We start from the raw sequence: 18,981 nt of genomic DNA, 5'->3' as shown, positions 1-18,981 counted from the left end.
GCTCTTCGTCGAAATCGCCCGTCGCGCCGAAGCTTCCAAGAACGCTTAGCCACAGCCGCCGGCAACGTAGCCGAGGCCGAAAGCACCCCGACCTTCATTACCGGCCGAAACGACAAAGCCCGCCGCGGAGGTCCGGGCGAGCGTAATTCGGCATTCAATGTGATCGTGCAGGTCATTTTGCATATTCCAGCGCTAGGCGTTTGCCTGGATCCCATCGCACTTCGTGTTGCACGAGCGTTCAGGACAAACGAAAAAGCCCCGGCGATGCCGGGGCTTTGACGTCTGAAGTTGAGTTCAGATCAGTACTTCGCGACAACCGGACCGGTCCAGTTGAAGCGGTAGACCAACGAGGTCGAGATCGTCTGATTCCAGCTGTTGGCGCGGATGCTGTTGCCGACCGGAACATTGCCAGCGTCGAACAGCTCGTCCTGGGTCTTGGCGTTGTAGAAGGCCGAACGATATTCGGTCTTCATGAACCAGCCGGGCGAGCTGATGCCGAAGAAGTTCAGGCTGTTCTCGACGCCGCCACCGATGAACCAACCGTTGCGGTTGTAGCTGTTGAGGTGGGCACCGACGGGAACGCCGGCGAGGTCCGTGAAGTTGGTCTGGCCGAAGTGGGCGCCCGAGTAACCGCCGTTGACGTAGGTAAGAACGTTCGGGGCGGCCAGCCAGCCGAGGCGCACACCAGCGGCCCACGACGTCTCGAGCTTCTGGGAGCCCGTGATCTGATTGAGCGGATCCTGGATGGTGGCGCGGATGCTGCCGAACTGACCGTCAGCGAACACGCCAGCGACCCAGGTGCCGCTGAACTGCCAGTCGTAACCGGCGCCCACGGTGCCGAACCAGCCCGAGCCGCCCTGACGCTGGGTGATCGTCAGCGGCGTACCGGAAACCGTATCCACAACGCTCTGGTCAGCATTCGAGAGGCCGCCACCGCCACCGCCAAAAATGTAGAAGCCGGTCCAGTTGGCGACCGGCGCCGGCATCGGAGCGTTCACGTAAGGGCGGGCAGCCAGGTCAGCGGCCGAGGCCGAACCGGTCATCGCCACAACCGCGGCGAGAGCGAGCAAAGTCTTTTTCATTGTCGAAATTACCCCAAGTGGAAGCGTCGTCGATGTCTGTGAGGTAATCTAGACGTATTGGCCGATAATGCTGTAGCTGGAAGGCCACAGTGACGGACAAACGCTCTGGAAATGCTGGCTGGCAACGAAGAAGACATAGCCAATTTAGTCCGCGACAATCCAGCGGCTATCGCCATCTATCTATCTGATAACTTTGAAGAAAACGAGATACTGAAGGCTAAGACGGCGCTCAGCCTCGTCACGCGAGCTCATAACGTACAGATCCTGGCACGGGACGCGGGCCTTCGACGCGACACCCTCTATAGGACGTTTGGCGGTCGAATCGACCCGCAGCTCAGCCGGGTTCTTAGGCTGCTCGAAGCGCTGAACGTAAAGGCCCGGGTTACGCCTGCGTCCGGGATCGCCAGCCCGAGCGCGATCGCTACACGGCTCAGTCAAGCCTTCGCTTTCGACGATCCGACTGACACCATCCGGGAGCTGAGCACCGTCGTCAAATCGCAGAACGTCACCTCGCTCGCGCGCGAACTCGGCATTATGCGGACGACGGTTTACAAGACGTTCGGAGGAACCGTCGATCCGCAGCTAAGCCGGGTCCTAAGTCTCTTTGAGACTTTCCGGGTCAGGCTGGAGGTCGTGCCGTCGACTGAGCCCAAGGCCAGGCCACCCCGTCCGAAGCTTGGTCGACCGCGAAAGACCCTGGTCGAGCGGCCTTAGAGTTTCTCAAGTTGAGCCCCGTCCCGGCACCTATATGCGGCCTCGTACGGGAAACTCTTTCAAGCCAGAAAACCCGCTGGCCTCGCATGATGTGCAGGACCGCGTCCTGCGACCAGTGCGGCGGCGGGCGAGTACCTCACGGTAATGATCCGCGAGCTTAGCAATGTCGAGCCAGACTGGGCGGCTTGTATAACCCTTCGACACCTCGCCAGCCTCGAAAGCGAAGCCCTTGAGATCGACTTCGCTCCCCCCTCTTTCCAAATAGGTGGTACTTTCCGAATGGGTGGAAAGCGTCAGCCCGTGCATTTCGGAATCCCTGCCCTGCGCTAGCTCCCCGGGACGTTGAGCCCGCTCGCTGATTCGTCATTGCGTAACCCAGAAGTTTCGCGGCTGCGGCCCGAGCAGCTCACGAGCGAACAAGCCATGGCGAAGGCTAAGGAGTTTGCCAGAGAGGCGCTGCTGCGTAAGTCAGCGACGCGCCTTCGACCACCGTAATTCCGCGGTTCTGGAACATGGCCGAGAGATCGGCTTCGGTTGCCTTCCCCGTCGCCAAAAGCTGATCCGTCTTGAAGTCGTCGACCACGAAGCTTTTGCCGGCTGCCCGGCAGATGAGGTTGTTCTTCATGCAGTAGACCGCCCCGGGGATCTTCGAGACGCTCACCGCCGCCGCGGTCATGGCGGCGGCGGCGGTCGCGTAGCGGGCGCGGAATTGCGGATCAAGCAGTACTTGGGCGCTTTCCTGTCGACCGGACAAGACCAACCGCAGCGCCAACGCGACAACCACCATCACTCGCGATCGGTTCAGGCCGATCGCCGCGGCTATTGGCGAAGCGGCGATCCGCGCCAAGGTCGCGCCGAGACCGATCGCGAGCGCGATCGTAAGGTCGAACTCAGCATTCCCGAAGACGCCATCGCCGAGCCATTGCGTGAGGCAGGAGGCCAGCGCAACAGCGGAATGCAGCGCCGTAAAGCGCGCGGCGTAGCTGGCCCGGTCGAACCACGCCCACGACCCCCACAGGATCGCCGCGAGTGCCAGCCATTGCAGATGCCCCAACTGGCTCACCAGATGCCCCACCGAATAGGCGCGAGCAGTGAGCAGATTGGCGAAGAACTGAGGTCCGAAGACAGCGCCGCAGAGGGCGAGCCCCGCCGCTGCCGCCCCGCCACTGATCAGCACGGGCCGTGCAGCAGAGCGCCAGTCGCGCAGGCATAGCCACAGAACGGCCGCCGCCGGGATCGCGATGATGTTGTGTTTCCAGAAGCCTGCCAGAACCATCAGCAACAGCGGCGGAAGCGCTGATCGGCCAGCCTTTTCTCGGGCGAGGAACCACACCAGGGCAGCGCCCATGATCGCCTGCCCCGCAATCTGCGGGTCGTTCGCTCCAACATAGAGGGCGGCATTGTGCGCCATCAGAGCGACGAACCACATCCCGCCGACGACGCCGGCAGAGAACGACCCGGCCAAGATCCTTACGGCCAGCGTGATCTCCACGGCCAGCGCTAGCAGCCCAACGAACGAGAGCACCCGTCCGACATAGAGATTGTCACCGAACAGCTTGCCGAGCTCGCCGATGACTAAGAAGGAAAGCGGAGGGTAGTTGTTAACGACGAGCTGATCGCTGCCTGGATAGAGAGGCAGCCCAGCGGCCGCGATATCCTGATGGAACGCGTTCCACGACTCGGTGAACCAAATCTCGATCGGGAATTGAGCCCGCCAGACCGGCCAAAGCAAAAAATACGACGCGAGCATCGCAAGGATGCCCACGCACAAAAAGCGCGTGTGACTATGCATTTCTCAGCCCCGCCGGACGCTACTCAACCGGCGCGCGAACTGCAAGTCCTTCAATTGAACACGGGAGTTTAGATCCTGCGTCGGAAGCGAGCACCCTCTGGTCGTATCGGCAAGCTGTCGCGCGAGAGCAGAGATTAGCCCGCAAAATAGAGGTTCAGCGGCAAGCCTTGCTCGACTTGCAGGAGGCCGCTGCGTCTCTTGTACGCGCGACTTCGATCGGCTCACTTCACGACATCACGCATCTCACCGAAGCTCGACCCACAGGTCGGCAACAATATCGTTGCGAGTGTCCTGTTGGAGGTTACGTGGTGCGAAGCTGGACAGCCACTCGAAGTCACCGTCTTCGGGTATGTAAAGCGGGATATCGCTGCCAGGCACGACCTCAGCGGGTCGCTCAAAAATCACCCCTTTAACGCGCTGGGACGGGAGATTGTCGCAAAGTATAAGAGAGAGAATCCAATGAAAGCCTATGGCGACATTCGTTCACCGCGGCCGCTCGATGCGCCTGCGTATCTCGACGGTACTATGACGCGCGTCGAGATTGTCTCGGAGAGCCTCTGGTCGTGAACCAGCCGGTCTAGATTCGTTAGTTATCGACAACAATGCGGGCCCGTCAGCTGACACTGGCGGGCCGCTAACTGAAGCAGGCTTGTTCTCACAGCTTTCTACCCATTCGGCTCTGTACGGAGATTTCCGATCGGTGTTAAGTTGGCACGCGATGATCTTCAGAAATCCTCAGGCCGTCATTACGTTGATGGGCATTGGGGCCTGTTTTGGTCTGATGCTCTGGCTCCTTGCAAGCCTCTGGCCGGTTTTGCTTGCTCTCGGTGGTTGACGATTCCTTTGCTGAAAGGCGGTGCGTCATGGACTGTCTCAGCCTTGTTATACCCGCCGCAATTGGCGTGCTGGCCGCTTTGTTCTTCATTAGCCACAGTAAGATTGATCGGCGGAGACGGTGATGCAATTACCGCGGGCCCGCATGTGTATAGAGGGCCCGCCGGCTCACGCTGGCGGGCTCTTCGTCAGTGGAATCGCGGTCTAAGCCGTTGAGCTGACTCTCGTTTGATCCGGAATAAGCCAAAACGATTCACTGCAAGAATCCCCGCCGGCGTCACGTCGGCGGGGGGCTGACACTAACGGGAGGCGGAGAGAATGATCTTTTGGGCGCTCGTTTCGAATTTGATGGTGGTGGTCTGCGTCTTGGCGGCAAACTACCTAGATCGCCGAGCTATTGAGGCCGGGGCCTCTGGTCTGCGGTGGCGCCGACATTAAGGCCGCCTCAGTTGGCCTACTTGCCGGTTTTCGACACTGTCTCGCGCCGAATTGGCACAATGCTGCACATGCCAAGGAAAAGAGTCCCAGCTATGTTGGGTGATGCGTGAGGAATGGGGTTTTCGGTTTTTCATCTGCGCGGCCGGGGCCATACCAGTCGTCGTAGTGTTCATTCTGCTATTCAAAAAGTAAGGCCGCGTCGGTCGGCGGCCTCTCTACTGATCCCTCTTGAGCTTGCGCCGGCCCCAATGGGGCTCCTTTCCCTTCGGGTTAAGCTCGGGACGTGGTGCCGGTTCAATGCCCGCATGATGCCGATCCGAGCGAACATCGTCGGGCCGCCACCTTCCGCCACCAGGATCAAGGCTTCCATCGCCGCTTGCCACTCCGGTGCGGCGTGCTCCTTCTTCGGTAGCGCGGCGATGTACTCGCCGGCGTCGAGGAGCGTCACCAGAGTGCGTTCGCCAATCTTGACCGGATCCTCGAAACGCCGACCCAGCCTCGTTCGGTCATTCCTTCCGCTTCAGCTCAGGTCCCGCAACAGCAATGGCGTGTTCAACCTCGTCGGCCAGAACTGTCAGATGCTCGGCCAGCCTTGTGAACAGTTCTCGCTTCTTGGGTTCAGTAGCAAGATCGCGGATCAAGGCGCACTCGGCAGCATCCGTGCGGAGCTTTTCTAACTGAGCCTGCATGTCCTTCATTGCGATCGGTTCCGTTCCCGATGAGGAACTATACCGCTTTGGGCACAAGTGGACAGAACTGATTGCCGGTTTTTCCTATGCTCGTGATCACCGTGGCGACCCCATTACCGCCAAGGTAACTCCAACGGCCCCGGCCTTCACACCTCAAAAGCCATGCCGGGGCCGTTTTTAAGTGGCGATAGCCCATGCCACCGATAGGCCCATCCCTCGCCGCCGCTCTGTTCTCTGCCTTGGTCATGGCCCAAGATTACGAGGGAGTCGGACAAGGAGCCAGCCGCCGGATTTCGCAGGGCTGAAGCGGTCGAGCCCAAGCTATAGGTCAATAGGCTAGCGCTCGTGGACCCCAAAGCACCTTATCGATCACCGTCGCCATTAGAAGAATAGATGCGCGGTCAGTGAGGTGAACTGTATCGCTTGAGGTGAGATCGGCCGCCGTTGGTCCAATTCTCGTCAAACACCCCCGATGGTCGCAGAGTGCATCCCGTGCCGAGATGAACTCAGCTCCAAGCTGTTCCAGCTTCGCCCGCATGGGGGCATCCTGCCAATTCAGGGAAACTCCTATATTGGATCTTTCGGGGATCAATTCCTGATGTTGCAAGTAATGCAAAATGACCTCCTGCGGTAGGCCGCGCCGCCACACCGGCACGGGACCGAGGACCACTATACGGGCGTGAGTGCGCTGTTTCAGGGCCGCGACAATGCCGGCCACGCCATCCAAGTTTAGACCCCAGTAGGCATGCAGCAGCACAACCTCCGGGTCCATCTTCACCGCGATTTCGAGCACTCGTGCATTGTTTTCACGGCAATTCGCAGGGCCGTCCAGATCGGGCATGCAAGAGCTGGCAGTGAATTGCGCAATGCCAAATTCGCGCGTTTCTTGGGCTCGGCGCAGTCCAGGCAGAAGCGCACCGGCCGTCGAATCGCCCCATAGGAAAACCATCGGGCGCTTGCCGTGATCGACGCACGTTTCGGCGTAATCTGTTTTTTGACTCAGATCGAGAAGGCATTCGCCGACTCGCCAGCCAGAGCCATCCGTGCGGATGGAAGCTATCGCTCGGACCTGCGGAGGCAACCGCCCGTCAAAGCCATCCGATCGAACCACAATTATGCCGGCGGCCGCGATTGCCATCATCCCCGCGACTAGGCCGCAGGTCTTGAGTGGTTGGCTGCGGCCGAACCGGATTGGAAATTCAATGAACCGATAGGTCACCCATGCCAGCAGCAAGCTGAGGCTGATGACTAGGCCACGCTCGATTTCGGTCAGTGAGGCGGTTTTGATCATCGCGAAGTAGACAAGCAGCGGCCAGTGCCAGAGGTAATGCGGATAACTGATCAAACCACCCCACACCATCGGTCGGCTGGCAAGAATGACTCGGCACCCCCACGCGCCGGGAGACGAAAGCACAAGCAGCGTTCCGATAACGGGCAGCGCAGCCCGCCAGCCAGGAAATGGAGTGGCGCTATCGAATAGAACCACCGTGCAGCCGATCAACAGTGCGCCTGCCAGTGCTCGAATGTCCTGCCATCGCCCTTCCGAGGCCTCGCGACAGCCCAAAGCAAGCGCTGCGCCCGCGAAAAGCTCAAAGGCTCGGGTGACCGGCAGATAGAAAGCCGCAATGGGGTGATTGCCGATCAGCGCCAAATTTAGCGCGAATGAAGCCAAGCCGAGGAACAGCGACGCCCGGAACAGGCTTAGGCCTTTGCGGGCAAATACAATTAAAACCAATGGCCAGAAAAGATAAAACTGCTCTTCGATGCCGAGCGACCATAAATGCAGAAGTGGCTTCTTCGCCGATTCCACGTCGAAGTAGCCGGACTGCATCATGAGCGCGATATTGGCAGAGAACGCCGCGCTCGCCGCCGTGTCGATGCCAAGTTGCCGATAGGCGTCTGGAAGCATCAACCTGTAGCCGAGGGCCAATGCGGCGGCCAGCACAACCAGAAGCGCCGGGAATATTCGGCGAGCTCGCCTTGCGTAGAAGCCAGCCAGATCGAAGCGGCCCGCGCCAACGTCCCGAGCAATAATGCCCGTGATCAAGTAGCCGGAGATGACGAAAAAGATGTCAACGCCAATGAACCCGCCTGGGAAGGTGGACGGATAGGCGTGGAACAAGACGACCAGCGAAACCGCGATGGCGCGGAGCCCGTCAATGTGCGGTCTATAAATAGCTTGATTGCCCATGTCCCAGCGCCCGGCCAGCGCCCCCAGAAACATTGGGCAATAAAGCGTAACGAGCACACAAGGGCAACCATTGCGCGAGCGGGACTATTCCGGGGGCGGAAATCGACTAACTGGCAGGTGCTGCGCAGGTCTTTTCTATCAAATTGGTCAGCAGGCGGCCCGCGACGTTCATGTCCTCTCGGCCTGCGCTGACCAGCAGTCAACTTCAGGCGGGGCAGCACCCACGTTTCCTTCATGACAATGTAGCCTGGTCCGGTCCGTTGGACGTTGGCGCAAATTTCCGGATTAAACCGCGGGGCAGGAGGCATCTGAGCAACGCTAGTTGCCAATAAGACCGCGACAATCATGAACACCTCTACAGCAGGCCGGCGCCAGCATGATCCTTAAAAAGTTCCGCCTCTTGGACGTAGCCGCTCATCGTCTCGATTGACTTATGCCGGCTCACGTCTCGAATTCGGAAGATGGACTTTCCCGCAGCAGCAGACGAGGTGAGGAAGCCGCGGCGCAGCGAGTGCCCGGAGAATTGCTTTTCGTCCAAGCCGGCGGCGCCAGCGTAGACCTTCACGATGTTGGCGACCGATCGATCAGTGAGCCTACCCACGCTCACCGTGCCGGCTTTGTTGACCGGTCGGAACACTGGCCCGGCTTCAATGCCAGCCGCGTCGAGCCATTCCCGCAGAGCGACAACCGGACAGCTTGTGGAAGATCCTCGAGCAATGGCTATGGTTACGCCTTGGGCCACCATTAGGCCACCCCAGCGAACTGCCGCGGATCGATGCCGTCCGCCTTCAGTCTTACGATTACCGACTGCCGAATGTATTCGGATTTCGACTGCCACTTCGTAAGCGATGTTCTCAGGCCACGCGCCAGCGTTCTTGGGTAGCGAGATAGGCCCAGGGTAGCAGTTCGTCGATCTGGCTGTTCGGGTGGTCGTTGACGATGCGGGTGATGACGTCGGCGAGATAGGCGTGGGGTTCGACGCCGATGAGCTTGCAGGTTTCGATCAGTGAGGCGATGACGGCCCAGTGTTCGCCGCCGCCGTCCGAGCCAGCGAACAGGGCGTTCTTGCGGTTGAGCGCGATTGGGCGGATAGCGCGCTCGACGACGTTGGAATCGATCTCGACGCGGCCGTCGGCAATGAAGCGCGTCAGCCCGTCCCAACGCGACAGCGCATATCGGACGGCCTCCGCGAGTTTGGTCTTCTGGCTAATCAGACCAAGCTTGGCGCGCATCCAGGGTTCGAACTCGTCGGCGATCGGCCGGCTCTTCTCTTGGCGGACGGCGCGACGCTCGTCGGCGGTGCGGCCGCGGATCTCGGCTTCGATGACGTAGAGCCCGGCGATACGTTCGAGTGCCTCGCTGGCGATCGGTGCGGGACCGGCCGCGGCGAGTTCGTAGAAGCGCCGGCGCACATGGGACCAGCAGAACGCCAGTTCTACGTCACCGCGCTCGGCCATGACCCGATAGCCGGCATAGCCGTCGACCTGGAGGATGCCGGCAAAACCCGCGAGGTGGACGATCGGCCGTTCGGCCTTGCGATCGGGAGCGTAGACATAGGCGACGGCGGGCGGGTCCGTGCCGCCCCAGGGCCGGTCGTCGCGGGCATAGGCCCAGAGCTGGCCGGTCTTGGTGCGGCCGCGTCCGGGATCGAGCACCGGGGCGGTGGTCTCGTCGGCAAACAGTTTTGGCGACTGCTTCAGCCTCGCGAGCAGTCGCTCATGCACCGGCCGCAACAGGAAGGCTGCCCGCCCGACCCAATCGGCCAGGGTCGAGCGATCCAGCTCGAGGCCCTGGCGGGCGTAAATTTGAGCCTGCCGATACAGCGGCAGATGGTCGGCATATTTGGCGACGAGTACCTGCGCCACGGTGGCTTCGGTCGGTAGCCCGCCCTCGATCAGCCGCGCTGGCGCCGGTGCCTGTACCATGGTCTCGCAGGCCCGGCAGGCATACTTCGGCCGCCTTACGACTAGGACCCGGAACTGGGCCGGGACGATATCCAGTCGTTCGCTCACATCCTCGCCGATCCGGTGCAGCGCCTGCTGACAGCACGGGCAGGCGTGATCGTCGAGGTCGACCAGCATCTCGACCCGCGGCAGATGCGCCGGCAACGCTCCTCTGTTCCTGCGGCGCCGTGCGGCTCGGCTCGATCGCTCGGCAGCATTGGCTGCATCGGTCGCCGCATCACTGCTCGCCTCGACCTGCTCGACCTCCTCCAGGCCGAGCAGCAACTGGTCCTCCGGCAGCGTCTCGGCCCGGCGGCCGAAGCGATGACGCTGCAACTCCTTGATGATCTGCTCGAGCCGCGCGGCGCGCGCCCGTTCGGCCAGCAGCATCGCCTTGAGCGTGCCGGGATCGTCCGGAAGCGTGTCGGCCGTCGTCGCCATGATGCGATTACACCATGCGTCGCGGCATCCCGCGAGCGCGACATGCATACTGATTCACTGTGCCGCAGTTCAACTCGCTTGGATCGGCGACGGTGTCTCGCGCGCGGCGTGGACGCGCTTCCAGTCTAGTCCTTCGAGCAAGGCTGACAGCTGCGCCGCGGTCAGGCGAATGACGCCGTCCTGCACGTTGGGCCAGCAGAACGAACCGGTCTCAAGCCGCTTGGCGAACAGGCACACACCCGTGCCGTCCCAATAGATCAGCTTTACCCGGTCGGCGCGCTTGGCGCGGAACACATACACGGCGCCGGAGAACGGATCGGCCTGGATGCTCTCACGCACCAGGGCCGCGAGCCCTTCGGCACCCTTGCGGAAGTCGACCGGCCTGGTCGCCACCATCACCCGCACCGCGCCCGTCGGACCGATCACGTGCAGGTCTTCAGCGCATGGATCACGGCCGCAATCGTCGCGGCATCCGCGCCGCGGCCGACCCGGACCGCGACGCCGTTGATCTCGAGCTCGATGATGCTGCTGTTCTCGGCGCCCTCGAGCGCCTTCCGGAGGCGTCGGCGCTGCCGCGGTGAGCGCTCCGGCGGCGTGGACGATGGGGTAACGACAGCGGGCACGAACGTCTGCGGCTCGGGAGCCACAGGGATCGCAACCGGCTGTCGCATTTGCCGGCGCCACGTAAACAGCTGTTGCGGCGACAATCCGTGCCGCCGCGCGACCTCCGATACCACGGCTCCCGGGGCCAGCGTCTCCTCGACGAACCGCGCCTTGTCGTCGGCCGAGAACTGCCGGCGTCGGCCGCTCTCCGTGATGACCTCGACCAGACGAACCGAGGTCCTGGGCTCAAGCATATGTTCAAGCTTAGACACAAGCCGATCTCCAATCAGAGATCGATCATTCCTCGCTCGACGCCTTCAATGGAAGGTGGGACCGAAACAGCGCTTACGCCACTTCAGTCTGGCCGCGCCGTCAATCGCTTCCGACAAACCAGTCGGCGCACGAAATTTCACCAATTGTTCAAACCTGGTGGGGTCGTCCATTTCTTGTCCTCATGCGCTCTGCATGAGGTTGTAAATACGCGAGATGGATGATGCGTGGCCATGCCAACGCTGCTGGTGTTACGAGTTTGGTGAAAGCCGCGAACTTTCCGGCGCGCATCTGGGCCGGTCTCGGATCTGCCTTCTTCCGAGAAGGGACGACACTCGGACATTGCGGTAAAAAGAGAGGCACTACATCAAAAGAAAATCCAGGAAGTGCAAATGCTCCCGTACAAACACAGGACGCAAATGGACGCCGTCCGAAAATATCGGCTCGCGCGCTCCAAAAAAGGGTGAACACATCTCACCGTTACCGCAAACGTCAGGAAAGACATCTAGCAACTTCGCGCCCGTGCGCTCCGCGACGGTGCGTAGATCTGCGTCATGCTGAGCAAAAGGCGCTCGCAAATCGGTAATTCGCACGGATGATTGGGCATTCGGATCGACACGAATCCCAGTGACACTTCGAGTGACCATGCGTTGGGGATTTAGAGCGGTAGGGGACTGCGGCGCGCCTAGCACAAGGTAAACCGTCGCGTTTCGCTTCAATTCGCGAACAAAATCTTCGAGATTGGCATAGAAAGCGCGCCTGCCTTCGTCTCCTCCCTCCAGAGGGATTGACGTGCCAGCCCGTTCGATGAAGGCATGTTTCCTTGGCCAATAATGAGGACTGATAACGACCGCTTGCACTTTCTCTCTTCGTACCAGTTCCGACAATCTGTTCACGACGACGCCGCAGTCTGCAAATTCATCGCGTGCGGTCACGCCAGGCACCAACGGGCATGCTGGGCCTGTCACAAAATAAGCGCTGACCGCCAACTGCCCTTGGTCTTCGAGTTGCTGCAAACGAGGGCCGTAGTGGAACATTGTGCTATTGCCTGCCAGCGCGACTTTACGGTCGCCTTGTCCGATCTGCGCCACTACGGAATTTCTGCGGCGATCAAATTCAAGAACGTTCATGCCCTTCGTCGGCGCGTAGGTCTCATCGAGAGTGGCAGCATTCATCTTCTCCAGATCAAGGCTGGCCTGAAACCGTTGAGGCACACCACCTATGATCGATACCATCAAGCCAGAAGCGCCAAGCACGGCGACGCATGCCGCCGCAATGGCAGTGTATCGAAAGCGATTTGAATTAAGACGAACGGGCTGCTCAATGAAACGATACGTGGCCCAAGCTAGCAGCAAGCTCGCAACCACAAGTCCGAAAGCCATAAGAGAGGTTGGGGGCTTCCCTCGGATAACATAGGAGAAGGCGATCAGTGGCCAGTGCCAAAGGTATAGGGGATAGCTGATAAGGCCTATGGATACCGCAGCGCGGTTTGAAAGGATCGTTTTGTTAACAATGGCATTTGGTCCCGCCATGATGACCGCGATCGACCCCGCCACAGGTAGCAAAGCGAGCCATCCGGGAAAGCGCATCTCGGGTGCGAACGAAGCCGCAGAGATTGCAATGGCTGCAATGCCCGTAATTGAAATTACATGCCTGAGGCTTGCTTTGAGATTGATATCCGGTCGCCAAGCCAGTGCTGCACCCGCCAGTAGTTCCCAGAAGCGGGAGACCGGCAGGTAGAAATCGCTCGATGTGTCAGTGAGCGAGAGAGCCAAGTTGACCACAAAGGAGGCCACAAGCAACCCAGCTGTCAATCGCCCAATCGTAGCCTTTAGTTTGAAAGCAACCCAAAGCAGCGGTGGCCAGAGAATATAAAACTGCTCTTCAATCCCCAAAGACCAAAGATGCAGTAGCGGCTTTGAAGTAGCGGCACCGTCGAAGTACCCGCTCTCGCTCCAGAGCGCGATGTTAGACAGGAAGCTGGCCCCGAAAAATACCTGCTTGCCGAGTTGAGCAAGCTGCGAGGGCATCAATACGACGAAGCCATATACCAAGACGGCGGTGAGGCATACGGCGAGGGCAGGAAAGATGCGCCTGATGCGGCGCCCATAAAAGCCCGCCAAGGAGAAGCGGTGCTGCTCGATTTCGCTGAACAGGATTTTCGAGATGAGATATCCGGAGATGACAAAAAACACGTCAACGCCAACAAAGCCGCCAGGAAGCCACGCTTCATTAGGGAACGCATGGAAGATCACCACCAAAAGCACAGCCACCGCCCGCAACCCGTCGATATCGGGGCGATAGCTTTGGGCGAGCGTAGTTGTGTTGATCGGCGCGCGTCCGGCGCGGTTGAACTGCCCTGGATAAGATCCAAACTCGACAAATGTTTTTGTTGGCGCGTCTCGCGGAAAACTGTCGAGCAACTCCGCTTGTCTGCGGGCGCCTTGCATCCGGGAATAATGCTGTCGCAACTGAGTAGCGTTGCGAAGCACCCCAACCACAGTATGGATCATGCCGCTCGTTCCACCCTAGGTGCGTCGTGGCATGTTTTTCGATATGTGTCTAATTATTTCCAAGCGTTTCTATTCCGCTGTCGAAAATCACCTATTCTGGACATTTGGAGGGTTTGGGCAGCGGGACGCCGAAGCGATCAACGTACCGCACCACTCGCAAGTTCGAATGATCGCCCGCATGGTAAGCCGCGAGCGCCGCCTCATCCCCGTCTAGGAACATGGCAAGTGCAACTTGACTGACGACCCAAACGCCACCACCGACCCGCCGGCCAAGTCCATGTTGAGGACACCAATTCCGGATCGTGGTCTCAGATTTTCCTGCCCTTCTAGCTGCCGCAGCTAAACTGATCCCTTCCCGAGGGTCATATGGCGTGAGCACCTTCATATGAGCAGCCTCAGGCGCTTTCACGTTCAGTCTAAGTATCCCGGAAGGGTCGACTTGCTCAAACCGGTCGATTATCTCTGCGACCAAACGTGCCCAACGTATCACGCAGGCCATTGGCTTTATTGGGACGCTACGCATTTTACCTTGGCCGGATCGACTTTCATGACCGATAGGGCTGCCTCAACATTTCGCACGTTCATCCTGGGTGGATCGAACGCGATGTCTTCAGGCGCACCAACTGGGAACTGATCTGTTTCGCCTTCGCGCTCGACGAGGTCCGTCCTCTCGCATACTTCGTCGTGCGCGTGGTGCACGTTGTCGATCACGTATGAAGTAACAGGAGTAAGATTCGGGTTCATGCACGAGCTCTCCTGTGTCCGACAAGTACACGCTGGGATGTGCGCCAACTTAAACTTGCGAAAAATGACGGATTATTTTTGCGGGGGCATCAGATAGGTTGACGCTTGCAAGTTTCCCCCATGCCGCGCGTGCGTCGGCAAATTGTGGTCACAGCACTGTCACAACGGTCACATCAATTCGGCTTGCCTCGACTTGACCTTTGGGGGGTACGCCCCCTAACATATTGTAGTGATCGTCAGTGTTTTCAGGGACTTTTGAGACTTGCACTAGAGAGACGCCAAGCCCACCGAACCGGTCGCGTTGCCCTCCAATGCAGCCGTTTCACCCGGCGAGCCGACGTCTAGAGCCGGGCTCTGTGGTCTGTATGTAAGCGCGTCGGCCATCCAGCGCGGCCAACCGGTCAATTCCGCAATGCCTTGAGCTGGGGGATCTGGCTCAATCCGCGGTTGGCGCGGCTTCTGTCGGTCAGTGCTCATGTATTCTCCTGCGAACGCAGCCAAAGCTCTTCGTGAGAGACGTCGAAATCGCCCGTCGCGCCGATGCTTCCAAGAACGCTTAGCGGTTCGCGGAGCACGGATTCCTCAACATGGGCGTCGAACGTTTGACCGTCGCCGGGATGTACAATGACCCGCTCGATGCGATGAATGAACTCAAGGGCTTACCGTCTTCATTCGCGATGGGCTGCAACGGCTTGCCCCATCCGCGATCGAGAATGGCATTGGCGGCCGAGACACGTGCATGCGCTGGAGCATTCTTGTCGAGCATGATCTTCACGAGAGTATTCACGGCGTGTACCGTGTGCGTCCGCGCAAAGGATTTGATCTCAGTCATCGTTCGCTGCTTCAAAGTTCTGCGAGCCGCCTCCCTCACCAACGCCACTTCAGAACGCTTGTTCACCAATTCGGTCATCTGAAAAACCCCGTTGCAATCAGGTCCGGTCCTGGTTCGAGAATAAAAAAACCCGCGGCGGATGAATCTCCGGCGCGGGTACGAACGAAATCGTCTCAATGATAGTATTATGCCAGTGTGTTGCCCGACGTGTCAAAGACGCCAAAGCGGCTCCGGGTGCGGGTCGCGCCGGCGCCGTCATTCCAACCGGCAAATCGGCGACGTCGGTTTTTGGGATTTGAGCAGAAATTCTCTGCCAACCAGAGTATTGCCGGTTTTGACCCAACTCGGACCTCGACAGCTACGGCCGCGCGTCCAGTGTTGCCAGACGATTTCTCATGGCTCTCAACTACTTCTTGTAGCCGACGTAATAGGTGCCGATTTCGGCGCCCGTACTGTCCTTGATCGGTTCGTATCCGGTTATGTAGGGCGTACCCAGTATAGGCACCTCGCCGTAATAGCTCTTCCCCGCCTTGATCGCTTCAAGCGCTGGCCCGGCCAGGACGGTGCCAACTGCTCGGCCGCTTCCATCGGGTTTTGGCACACTTGTGGACACTCGGACGTATTCGCCTCCGTCTTTTGCAAACAGCGTGGCCGTCATCCCTTTGCCGTCCTCGCTTCCAACCGCGTCGACGATGTCAAAGTTGTTATTGATCTTAGTCGTGCCGAAATGCAGAGCGGGTGCGTCTTTACCCCCAACAGCTTCCCTTCCTTCGAGCTTGGGGGCTCCTAATTTCGCCGTCATAGCTTTTAAGGTTTCCATCGATTTCGTTACTCTCGGATCCGCTTGGGCGTGCCCGGTGCCCGGCGTTAGTGCAACAAGGCATGCGGCGGCCATAATGCCGACCAGAAAGGTTTTCCGATCCATTGTAAGCTCCTGATGTGAAATACGGCATTTTCCTTCACGCGCACATCACGCGGTGTGCACGACATTCGCGCCTCGGTTTTGACTGCGATTGAACAGACCAGAGATTACAGGTCTAAGAATTTGCCCGCCGACGGCATCAGCGCTGCCGCTAAGATAATTGGCGAATACAGGACTGTCGGCACGTCCTCATGGCAGCTCGCAAGAGAAGTTACATCACTTCTGCCTTGCCGCAAAGCGCGGTCGCGGCCCGCGCGTTGGTACACGGTTCACTCTGCTTCAAGGTCCTGCATTAGATTTGTAGTCGGGGTACCCGAAACTGACGAGCCCGGCGGCACTCGAGCAATCACAGAAATGCGCTCTGTTGGGCAGACCGGACATAGGCGACACGGTCGCTGATCGATGCGATTGACCGAGGCGGTCCTGCACGCGGATGGCGCGTTGTCGCATGCACCATCCGCACCCACAATCGATCTCTTGCGAAGAAACGAGCGTTAAGCCTTTAGGTCGGTGATCCGCATAATCGCGACCACATTCCCATCGTTGAACGCCTGTTCTTTTGTTTCCTTGTTGCAGGTCCAGACAAAATTCTTCTTGCCCGTAAAGGTCTTTCCCTCCTGCTCAAGCCGAAGCTCCCCTTCGGTGATATGGCAGATCATGGCATTCATCATCGGGGGCCCCATGGTCTTTGACCCCGGCTGCATAATGATATCGCGCATTGAGACGGTCTTAAAACCTGGGATCAAGGATGGTGTTTCGCCTTCATATTCACGCACCACGACACCTGGCCAAGGCGTCGTATCCTTGTAGCTTGTGGCTTGAGCGGCGGCTGGCTTGACCATGGCAGCCGAAACTGCAGCCAACGCGATTCCCAGTGCGGACCTTCGATCGATCTTGCTCATCGCTTTCTCCCGACGTTACCGAACGAGCCGCCGCATAAGCAGCGCGCAAAGTTCGTGGTGAACGGTGGTACGAAACCGAAAAAAGAACGGCTTCCAAGAGAGCGTGCTTGCCGACGGCACAAGTGCTGCTCGTTTGCCCGGACGGTGATTTCGGCACGTCCCGCTTCAAGGGGCAGTGGCATTCTACGTCACTTGACGCATCCGGGAAACAGGTGGCGTCACACGAAGACACTGTGGCCCCTAAGCAATGTCCGGAATTGGCCCTTAATGCACAGGCCAACCTGACGTCTGTTTGCCCATTGATGCGAATACAAGCATCATTACAACTAGCGACCCCCCTCACTCGAAACTACCTTTGGCCTGGCGAGCGGTAAGGAATAATCGTCTCCATGTGCAATCTGTATTCGATCACCACCAATCAGGCCGCCATCGCCGGGCTCTTCCGCGTGGTCCGTCGCTACGAGGGTAACTTGCCACCAATGCCGGGCGTATTTCCGGATTACCCGGCACCGGTCATTCGCGACGCAGGTGGGGGCGAACGGGAGATTGTGATGATGCGTTGGGGCATGCCGCCACCACCGAGCAAGCCCGGCCCGCCCGTCACCAACATCCGCAACACCTCGTCGCCGCACTGGCGCGCATGGCTCAAGCCGGAGCATCGCTGTCTCGTGCCCGTCAACAGTTTTGCTGAGTATGCCCCTGAGCCGAATCCGGAAACAAAGAAGAAGGACGTCGTGTGGTTTGCGATGGACGAGACGCGGCCGCTGTTCGCGTTCGCCGGTATCTGGACAACTTTCAAGGGCGATCGCGGTACGAAGTCAAAGCCCGTGCCTGGACCTCATCAGGTCCATGGCTTTCTCACGACGGCGCCGAATGCCGTTGTCGAGCCCATTCATCCAAAGGCAATGCCGGTGATCCTGACGACGGCCGAAGAACGAGATGCTTGGCTGCGGGCGCCATGGGACGAGGCTAAGGCGCTGCAACGGCCTTTGTCAGATCAAGCGCTTAAAATCGTGGCGCGGGGCGCAGACAAGGAGGATAGACCTTCAATCGCCGACGCCACTTCCGTTCAATAGTGAACTTAGGAACTACCTGCACGCGATAGGAATAAACTGCTCAAACCGAGCTGCGATGACGCCCGAGAGATTCTTCGATCCACTTAACAAATGATACTGACTCTCCTCGGCCCGAGGCGTAGAGTTGAAATATCACCGCAGCGGCACTTGGCATCGGTCGGTGATGAGAACGCCAGTTGCGCTCCCGCCCCACTCGAACGAGGGAGCAATGCCATGCTGAAGCGACGTCGTTACAAACAGTCCAAAACTCTCAAGGAGCGGCTCGCTGACGAGGCCGCTCGCCTTCGCGAGGAGGCCCAGTCGCTTGCGCCGGGACGGCGCCGTGAGATCCTGCTGCGCCGGGCGCGACAGGACGAGACGGCCATGCAGATCGAGTCCTGGCTGCATTCGCCGGGCCTGAGGGCGCCGACATGAGCCGGCAATACCGCGCCTATCTGGTCGGCGAGAACGGCGTGTTTCGCTCCGCCGAAGCGTTCGAGGCTGACTCCGATGCATCCGCGCTTCGCGTCGCACAACAGTTCACGCGCCGGGGCAACGTCGAGGTCTGGCAGCTCGACCGGAAGATCGGCCTGTTGCTGGCGCAAGCCACGCCGCCCATCGCAGCCTGACCGGCAGCCACGCGCCTGAACCGCCGCACTGGAAGGTGTCACTCCTCCGCAAGCTTGCGCTCGATATAGGCGTCCACCGTCTCCGCGAAGGAGCGCTGCACCCCGACCGCGGCACCGTGCTGGTCGAGCGCGTCGCGCTGGAGCACGCGCAGGCCGCGCCCGCGGAGGCTGGCCGGCGCGGTGTTCAAATATTGATCGATGGCGCCTTTGGCGAGCGGAATGGCCCTCGGATCGCCCCTTGCGATCAAGAGACGCAAGAGGCTCTGGCAATCGGCCAAACCGGGCATGGCTCCGCCTTCAGCGTTGCTGCGATTTCGGCTTCGGCCGCTTGACCGGCTGGGTGTGCGTGCCGAACAGTGCCAGCAGAAACGCGACTTCTTCCTTCGA

19 protein-coding genes and 1 pseudogene are annotated in these 18,981 nt (G+C 59.6%); 5 read left to right on the top strand and 15 right to left on the bottom strand.

Features of this window, described 5'->3' with window-relative positions; translation table 11 throughout:
- Positions 1-299 precede the first annotated feature (299 nt).
- Positions 300-1,082: an outer membrane protein gene (locus AB7531_RS13340; protein WP_063982067.1), complete on the bottom strand. Its 783-nt coding sequence runs from the start codon at positions 1,080-1,082 to the stop codon at positions 300-302.
- A gap of 111 nt (positions 1,083-1,193) precedes the next feature.
- On the opposite strand from AB7531_RS13340, the gene AB7531_RS13335 reads away from it, so the two are divergent.
- Positions 1,194-1,796 (top strand): helix-turn-helix domain-containing transcriptional regulator, encoded by a 603-nt coding sequence (locus AB7531_RS13335; protein ID WP_063982066.1) that lies wholly within the window; start codon positions 1,194-1,196, stop codon positions 1,794-1,796.
- Positions 1,797-2,229: 433 nt separating this feature from the next.
- On the opposite strand, the gene AB7531_RS13330 is transcribed toward AB7531_RS13335, so the two are convergent.
- The 9 genes from AB7531_RS13330 to AB7531_RS13290 all read right to left on the bottom strand — a co-directional run bounded on the left by AB7531_RS13330 (position 2,230) and on the right by AB7531_RS13290 (position 13,510).
- The gene (locus AB7531_RS13330; RefSeq protein WP_354100732.1) at positions 2,230-3,588 is read right to left on the bottom strand and encodes a hypothetical protein; all 1,359 of its coding nucleotides are present in this window, start codon (positions 3,586-3,588) and stop codon (positions 2,230-2,232) included.
- A gap of 1,453 nt (positions 3,589-5,041) precedes the next feature.
- Positions 5,042-5,308 carry a hypothetical protein gene (locus tag AB7531_RS13325; RefSeq protein WP_354102597.1) on the bottom strand — a complete coding sequence of 89 codons (267 nt, stop codon included), beginning with the start codon at positions 5,306-5,308 and terminating at the stop codon, positions 5,042-5,044.
- Positions 5,309-5,366: 58 nt separating this feature from the next.
- Entirely contained in the window at positions 5,367-5,558 is a 192-nt protein-coding gene (locus tag AB7531_RS13320) for a hypothetical protein (protein WP_063982064.1), read from the bottom strand.
- 319 nt (positions 5,559-5,877) lie between these two features.
- Entirely contained in the window at positions 5,878-7,740 is a 1,863-nt protein-coding gene (locus AB7531_RS13315) for an acyltransferase family protein (RefSeq protein WP_187387994.1), read from the bottom strand.
- Between the two features lie 355 nt (positions 7,741-8,095).
- Positions 8,096-8,485: a tyrosine-type recombinase/integrase gene (locus AB7531_RS13310; RefSeq protein ID WP_063982062.1), complete on the bottom strand. Its 390-nt coding sequence runs from the start codon at positions 8,483-8,485 to the stop codon at positions 8,096-8,098.
- 109 nt (positions 8,486-8,594) lie between these two features.
- On the bottom strand, positions 8,595-10,124 hold the full coding sequence (gene tnpC / locus AB7531_RS13305) for an IS66 family transposase (protein ID WP_354132706.1): 1,530 nt from the start codon (positions 10,122-10,124) through the stop codon (positions 8,595-8,597).
- A gap of 69 nt (positions 10,125-10,193) precedes the next feature.
- Positions 10,194-10,550 (bottom strand): IS66 family insertion sequence element accessory protein TnpB, encoded by a 357-nt coding sequence (gene tnpB, locus AB7531_RS13300; protein ID WP_007606730.1) that lies wholly within the window; start codon positions 10,548-10,550, stop codon positions 10,194-10,196.
- Positions 10,547-10,999 carry an IS66-like element accessory protein TnpA gene (gene tnpA, locus AB7531_RS13295; protein WP_144030647.1) on the bottom strand — a complete coding sequence of 151 codons (453 nt, stop codon included), beginning with the start codon at positions 10,997-10,999 and terminating at the stop codon, positions 10,547-10,549. The genes tnpB and tnpA overlap by 4 nt, the downstream gene beginning before the upstream one ends.
- A 360-nt stretch (positions 11,000-11,359) precedes the next feature.
- Positions 11,360-13,510 (bottom strand): acyltransferase family protein, encoded by a 2,151-nt coding sequence (locus AB7531_RS13290; protein WP_084795043.1) that lies wholly within the window; start codon positions 13,508-13,510, stop codon positions 11,360-11,362.
- A gap of 385 nt (positions 13,511-13,895) precedes the next feature.
- Here AB7531_RS13290 and AB7531_RS13285 point away from each other — a divergent pair.
- A pseudogene (locus AB7531_RS13285) lies at positions 13,896-14,009 on the top strand (hypothetical protein); the annotation flags it as partial.
- A 5-nt stretch (positions 14,010-14,014) separates the two neighbouring features.
- Here the strand turns inward: AB7531_RS13285 and AB7531_RS13280 are convergent.
- The 4 genes from AB7531_RS13280 to AB7531_RS13265 all read right to left on the bottom strand — a co-directional run bounded on the left by AB7531_RS13280 (position 14,015) and on the right by AB7531_RS13265 (position 16,910).
- Positions 14,015-14,254 carry a hypothetical protein gene (locus AB7531_RS13280; RefSeq protein ID WP_187387993.1) on the bottom strand — a complete coding sequence of 80 codons (240 nt, stop codon included), beginning with the start codon at positions 14,252-14,254 and terminating at the stop codon, positions 14,015-14,017.
- A 556-nt stretch (positions 14,255-14,810) separates the two neighbouring features.
- Positions 14,811-15,164: a hypothetical protein gene (locus AB7531_RS13275; protein WP_063982058.1), complete on the bottom strand. Its 354-nt coding sequence runs from the start codon at positions 15,162-15,164 to the stop codon at positions 14,811-14,813.
- Positions 15,165-15,492: 328 nt separating this feature from the next.
- Complete coding sequence (locus AB7531_RS13270) at positions 15,493-16,011, bottom strand: Cache 3/Cache 2 fusion domain-containing protein (protein ID WP_063982057.1); 519 nt, start codon at positions 16,009-16,011, stop codon at positions 15,493-15,495.
- A gap of 491 nt (positions 16,012-16,502) precedes the next feature.
- On the bottom strand, positions 16,503-16,910 hold the full coding sequence (locus AB7531_RS13265; RefSeq protein ID WP_085405751.1) for a hypothetical protein: 408 nt from the start codon (positions 16,908-16,910) through the stop codon (positions 16,503-16,505).
- 389 nt (positions 16,911-17,299) lie between these two features.
- Here AB7531_RS13265 and AB7531_RS13260 point away from each other — a divergent pair, with 389 nt between their 5' ends.
- The 3 genes from AB7531_RS13260 to AB7531_RS13250 all read left to right on the top strand — a co-directional run bounded on the left by AB7531_RS13260 (position 17,300) and on the right by AB7531_RS13250 (position 18,594).
- Complete coding sequence (locus AB7531_RS13260; RefSeq protein ID WP_354077023.1) at positions 17,300-17,986, top strand: SOS response-associated peptidase; 687 nt, start codon at positions 17,300-17,302, stop codon at positions 17,984-17,986.
- 213 nt (positions 17,987-18,199) lie between these two features.
- Complete coding sequence (locus AB7531_RS13255) at positions 18,200-18,400, top strand: hypothetical protein (RefSeq protein ID WP_063982055.1); 201 nt, start codon at positions 18,200-18,202, stop codon at positions 18,398-18,400.
- On the top strand, positions 18,397-18,594 hold the full coding sequence (locus AB7531_RS13250; RefSeq protein WP_028153017.1) for a hypothetical protein: 198 nt from the start codon (positions 18,397-18,399) through the stop codon (positions 18,592-18,594). Before AB7531_RS13255 ends, AB7531_RS13250 begins: the two co-directional genes overlap by 4 nt.
- A 38-nt stretch (positions 18,595-18,632) precedes the next feature.
- Here the strand turns inward: AB7531_RS13250 and AB7531_RS13245 are convergent, their stop codons facing one another.
- Positions 18,633-18,881: a hypothetical protein gene (locus AB7531_RS13245; protein WP_014493719.1), complete on the bottom strand. Its 249-nt coding sequence runs from the start codon at positions 18,879-18,881 to the stop codon at positions 18,633-18,635.
- Positions 18,882-18,981 lie beyond the last annotated feature (100 nt).

This window comes from Bradyrhizobium sp. 63_E2_N1_3, from assembly GCF_052076005.1.
Lineage (GTDB): Bacteria > Pseudomonadota > Alphaproteobacteria > Rhizobiales > Xanthobacteraceae > Bradyrhizobium > Bradyrhizobium barranii.
Note: the sequence above shows the minus strand (reverse complement) of the source record. Positions and strands in the feature narration are given on the sequence as shown.

Coding starts and splice junctions, on each gene's coding strand:
- AB7531_RS13280 (WP_187387993.1), bottom strand. CDS start 14,254: ATGAACCCGAATCTTACTCCTGTTACTTCATACGTGATCGACAACGTG.
- AB7531_RS13340 (WP_063982067.1), bottom strand. CDS start 1,082: ATGAAAAAGACTTTGCTCGCTCTCGCCGCGGTTGTGGCGATGACCGGT.
- AB7531_RS13250 (WP_028153017.1), top strand. CDS start 18,397: ATGAGCCGGCAATACCGCGCCTATCTGGTCGGCGAGAACGGCGTGTTT.
- AB7531_RS13265 (WP_085405751.1), bottom strand. CDS start 16,910: ATGAGCAAGATCGATCGAAGGTCCGCACTGGGAATCGCGTTGGCTGCA.
- AB7531_RS13290 (WP_084795043.1), bottom strand. CDS start 13,510: ATGATCCATACTGTGGTTGGGGTGCTTCGCAACGCTACTCAGTTGCGA.
- tnpC (WP_354132706.1), bottom strand. CDS start 10,124: ATGGCGACGACGGCCGACACGCTTCCGGACGATCCCGGCACGCTCAAG.
- AB7531_RS13310 (WP_063982062.1), bottom strand. CDS start 8,485: ATGGTGGCCCAAGGCGTAACCATAGCCATTGCTCGAGGATCTTCCACA.
- AB7531_RS13245 (WP_014493719.1), bottom strand. CDS start 18,881: ATGCCCGGTTTGGCCGATTGCCAGAGCCTCTTGCGTCTCTTGATCGCA.
- AB7531_RS13330 (WP_354100732.1), bottom strand. CDS start 3,588: ATGCATAGTCACACGCGCTTTTTGTGCGTGGGCATCCTTGCGATGCTC.
- AB7531_RS13275 (WP_063982058.1), bottom strand. CDS start 15,164: ATGACCGAATTGGTGAACAAGCGTTCTGAAGTGGCGTTGGTGAGGGAG.
- AB7531_RS13335 (WP_063982066.1), top strand. CDS start 1,194: ATGCTGGCTGGCAACGAAGAAGACATAGCCAATTTAGTCCGCGACAAT.
- AB7531_RS13255 (WP_063982055.1), top strand. CDS start 18,200: ATGCTGAAGCGACGTCGTTACAAACAGTCCAAAACTCTCAAGGAGCGG.
- AB7531_RS13320 (WP_063982064.1), bottom strand. CDS start 5,558: ATGAAGGACATGCAGGCTCAGTTAGAAAAGCTCCGCACGGATGCTGCC.
- AB7531_RS13315 (WP_187387994.1), bottom strand. CDS start 7,740: ATGGGCAATCAAGCTATTTATAGACCGCACATTGACGGGCTCCGCGCC.
- AB7531_RS13260 (WP_354077023.1), top strand. CDS start 17,300: ATGTGCAATCTGTATTCGATCACCACCAATCAGGCCGCCATCGCCGGG.
- AB7531_RS13270 (WP_063982057.1), bottom strand. CDS start 16,011: ATGGATCGGAAAACCTTTCTGGTCGGCATTATGGCCGCCGCATGCCTT.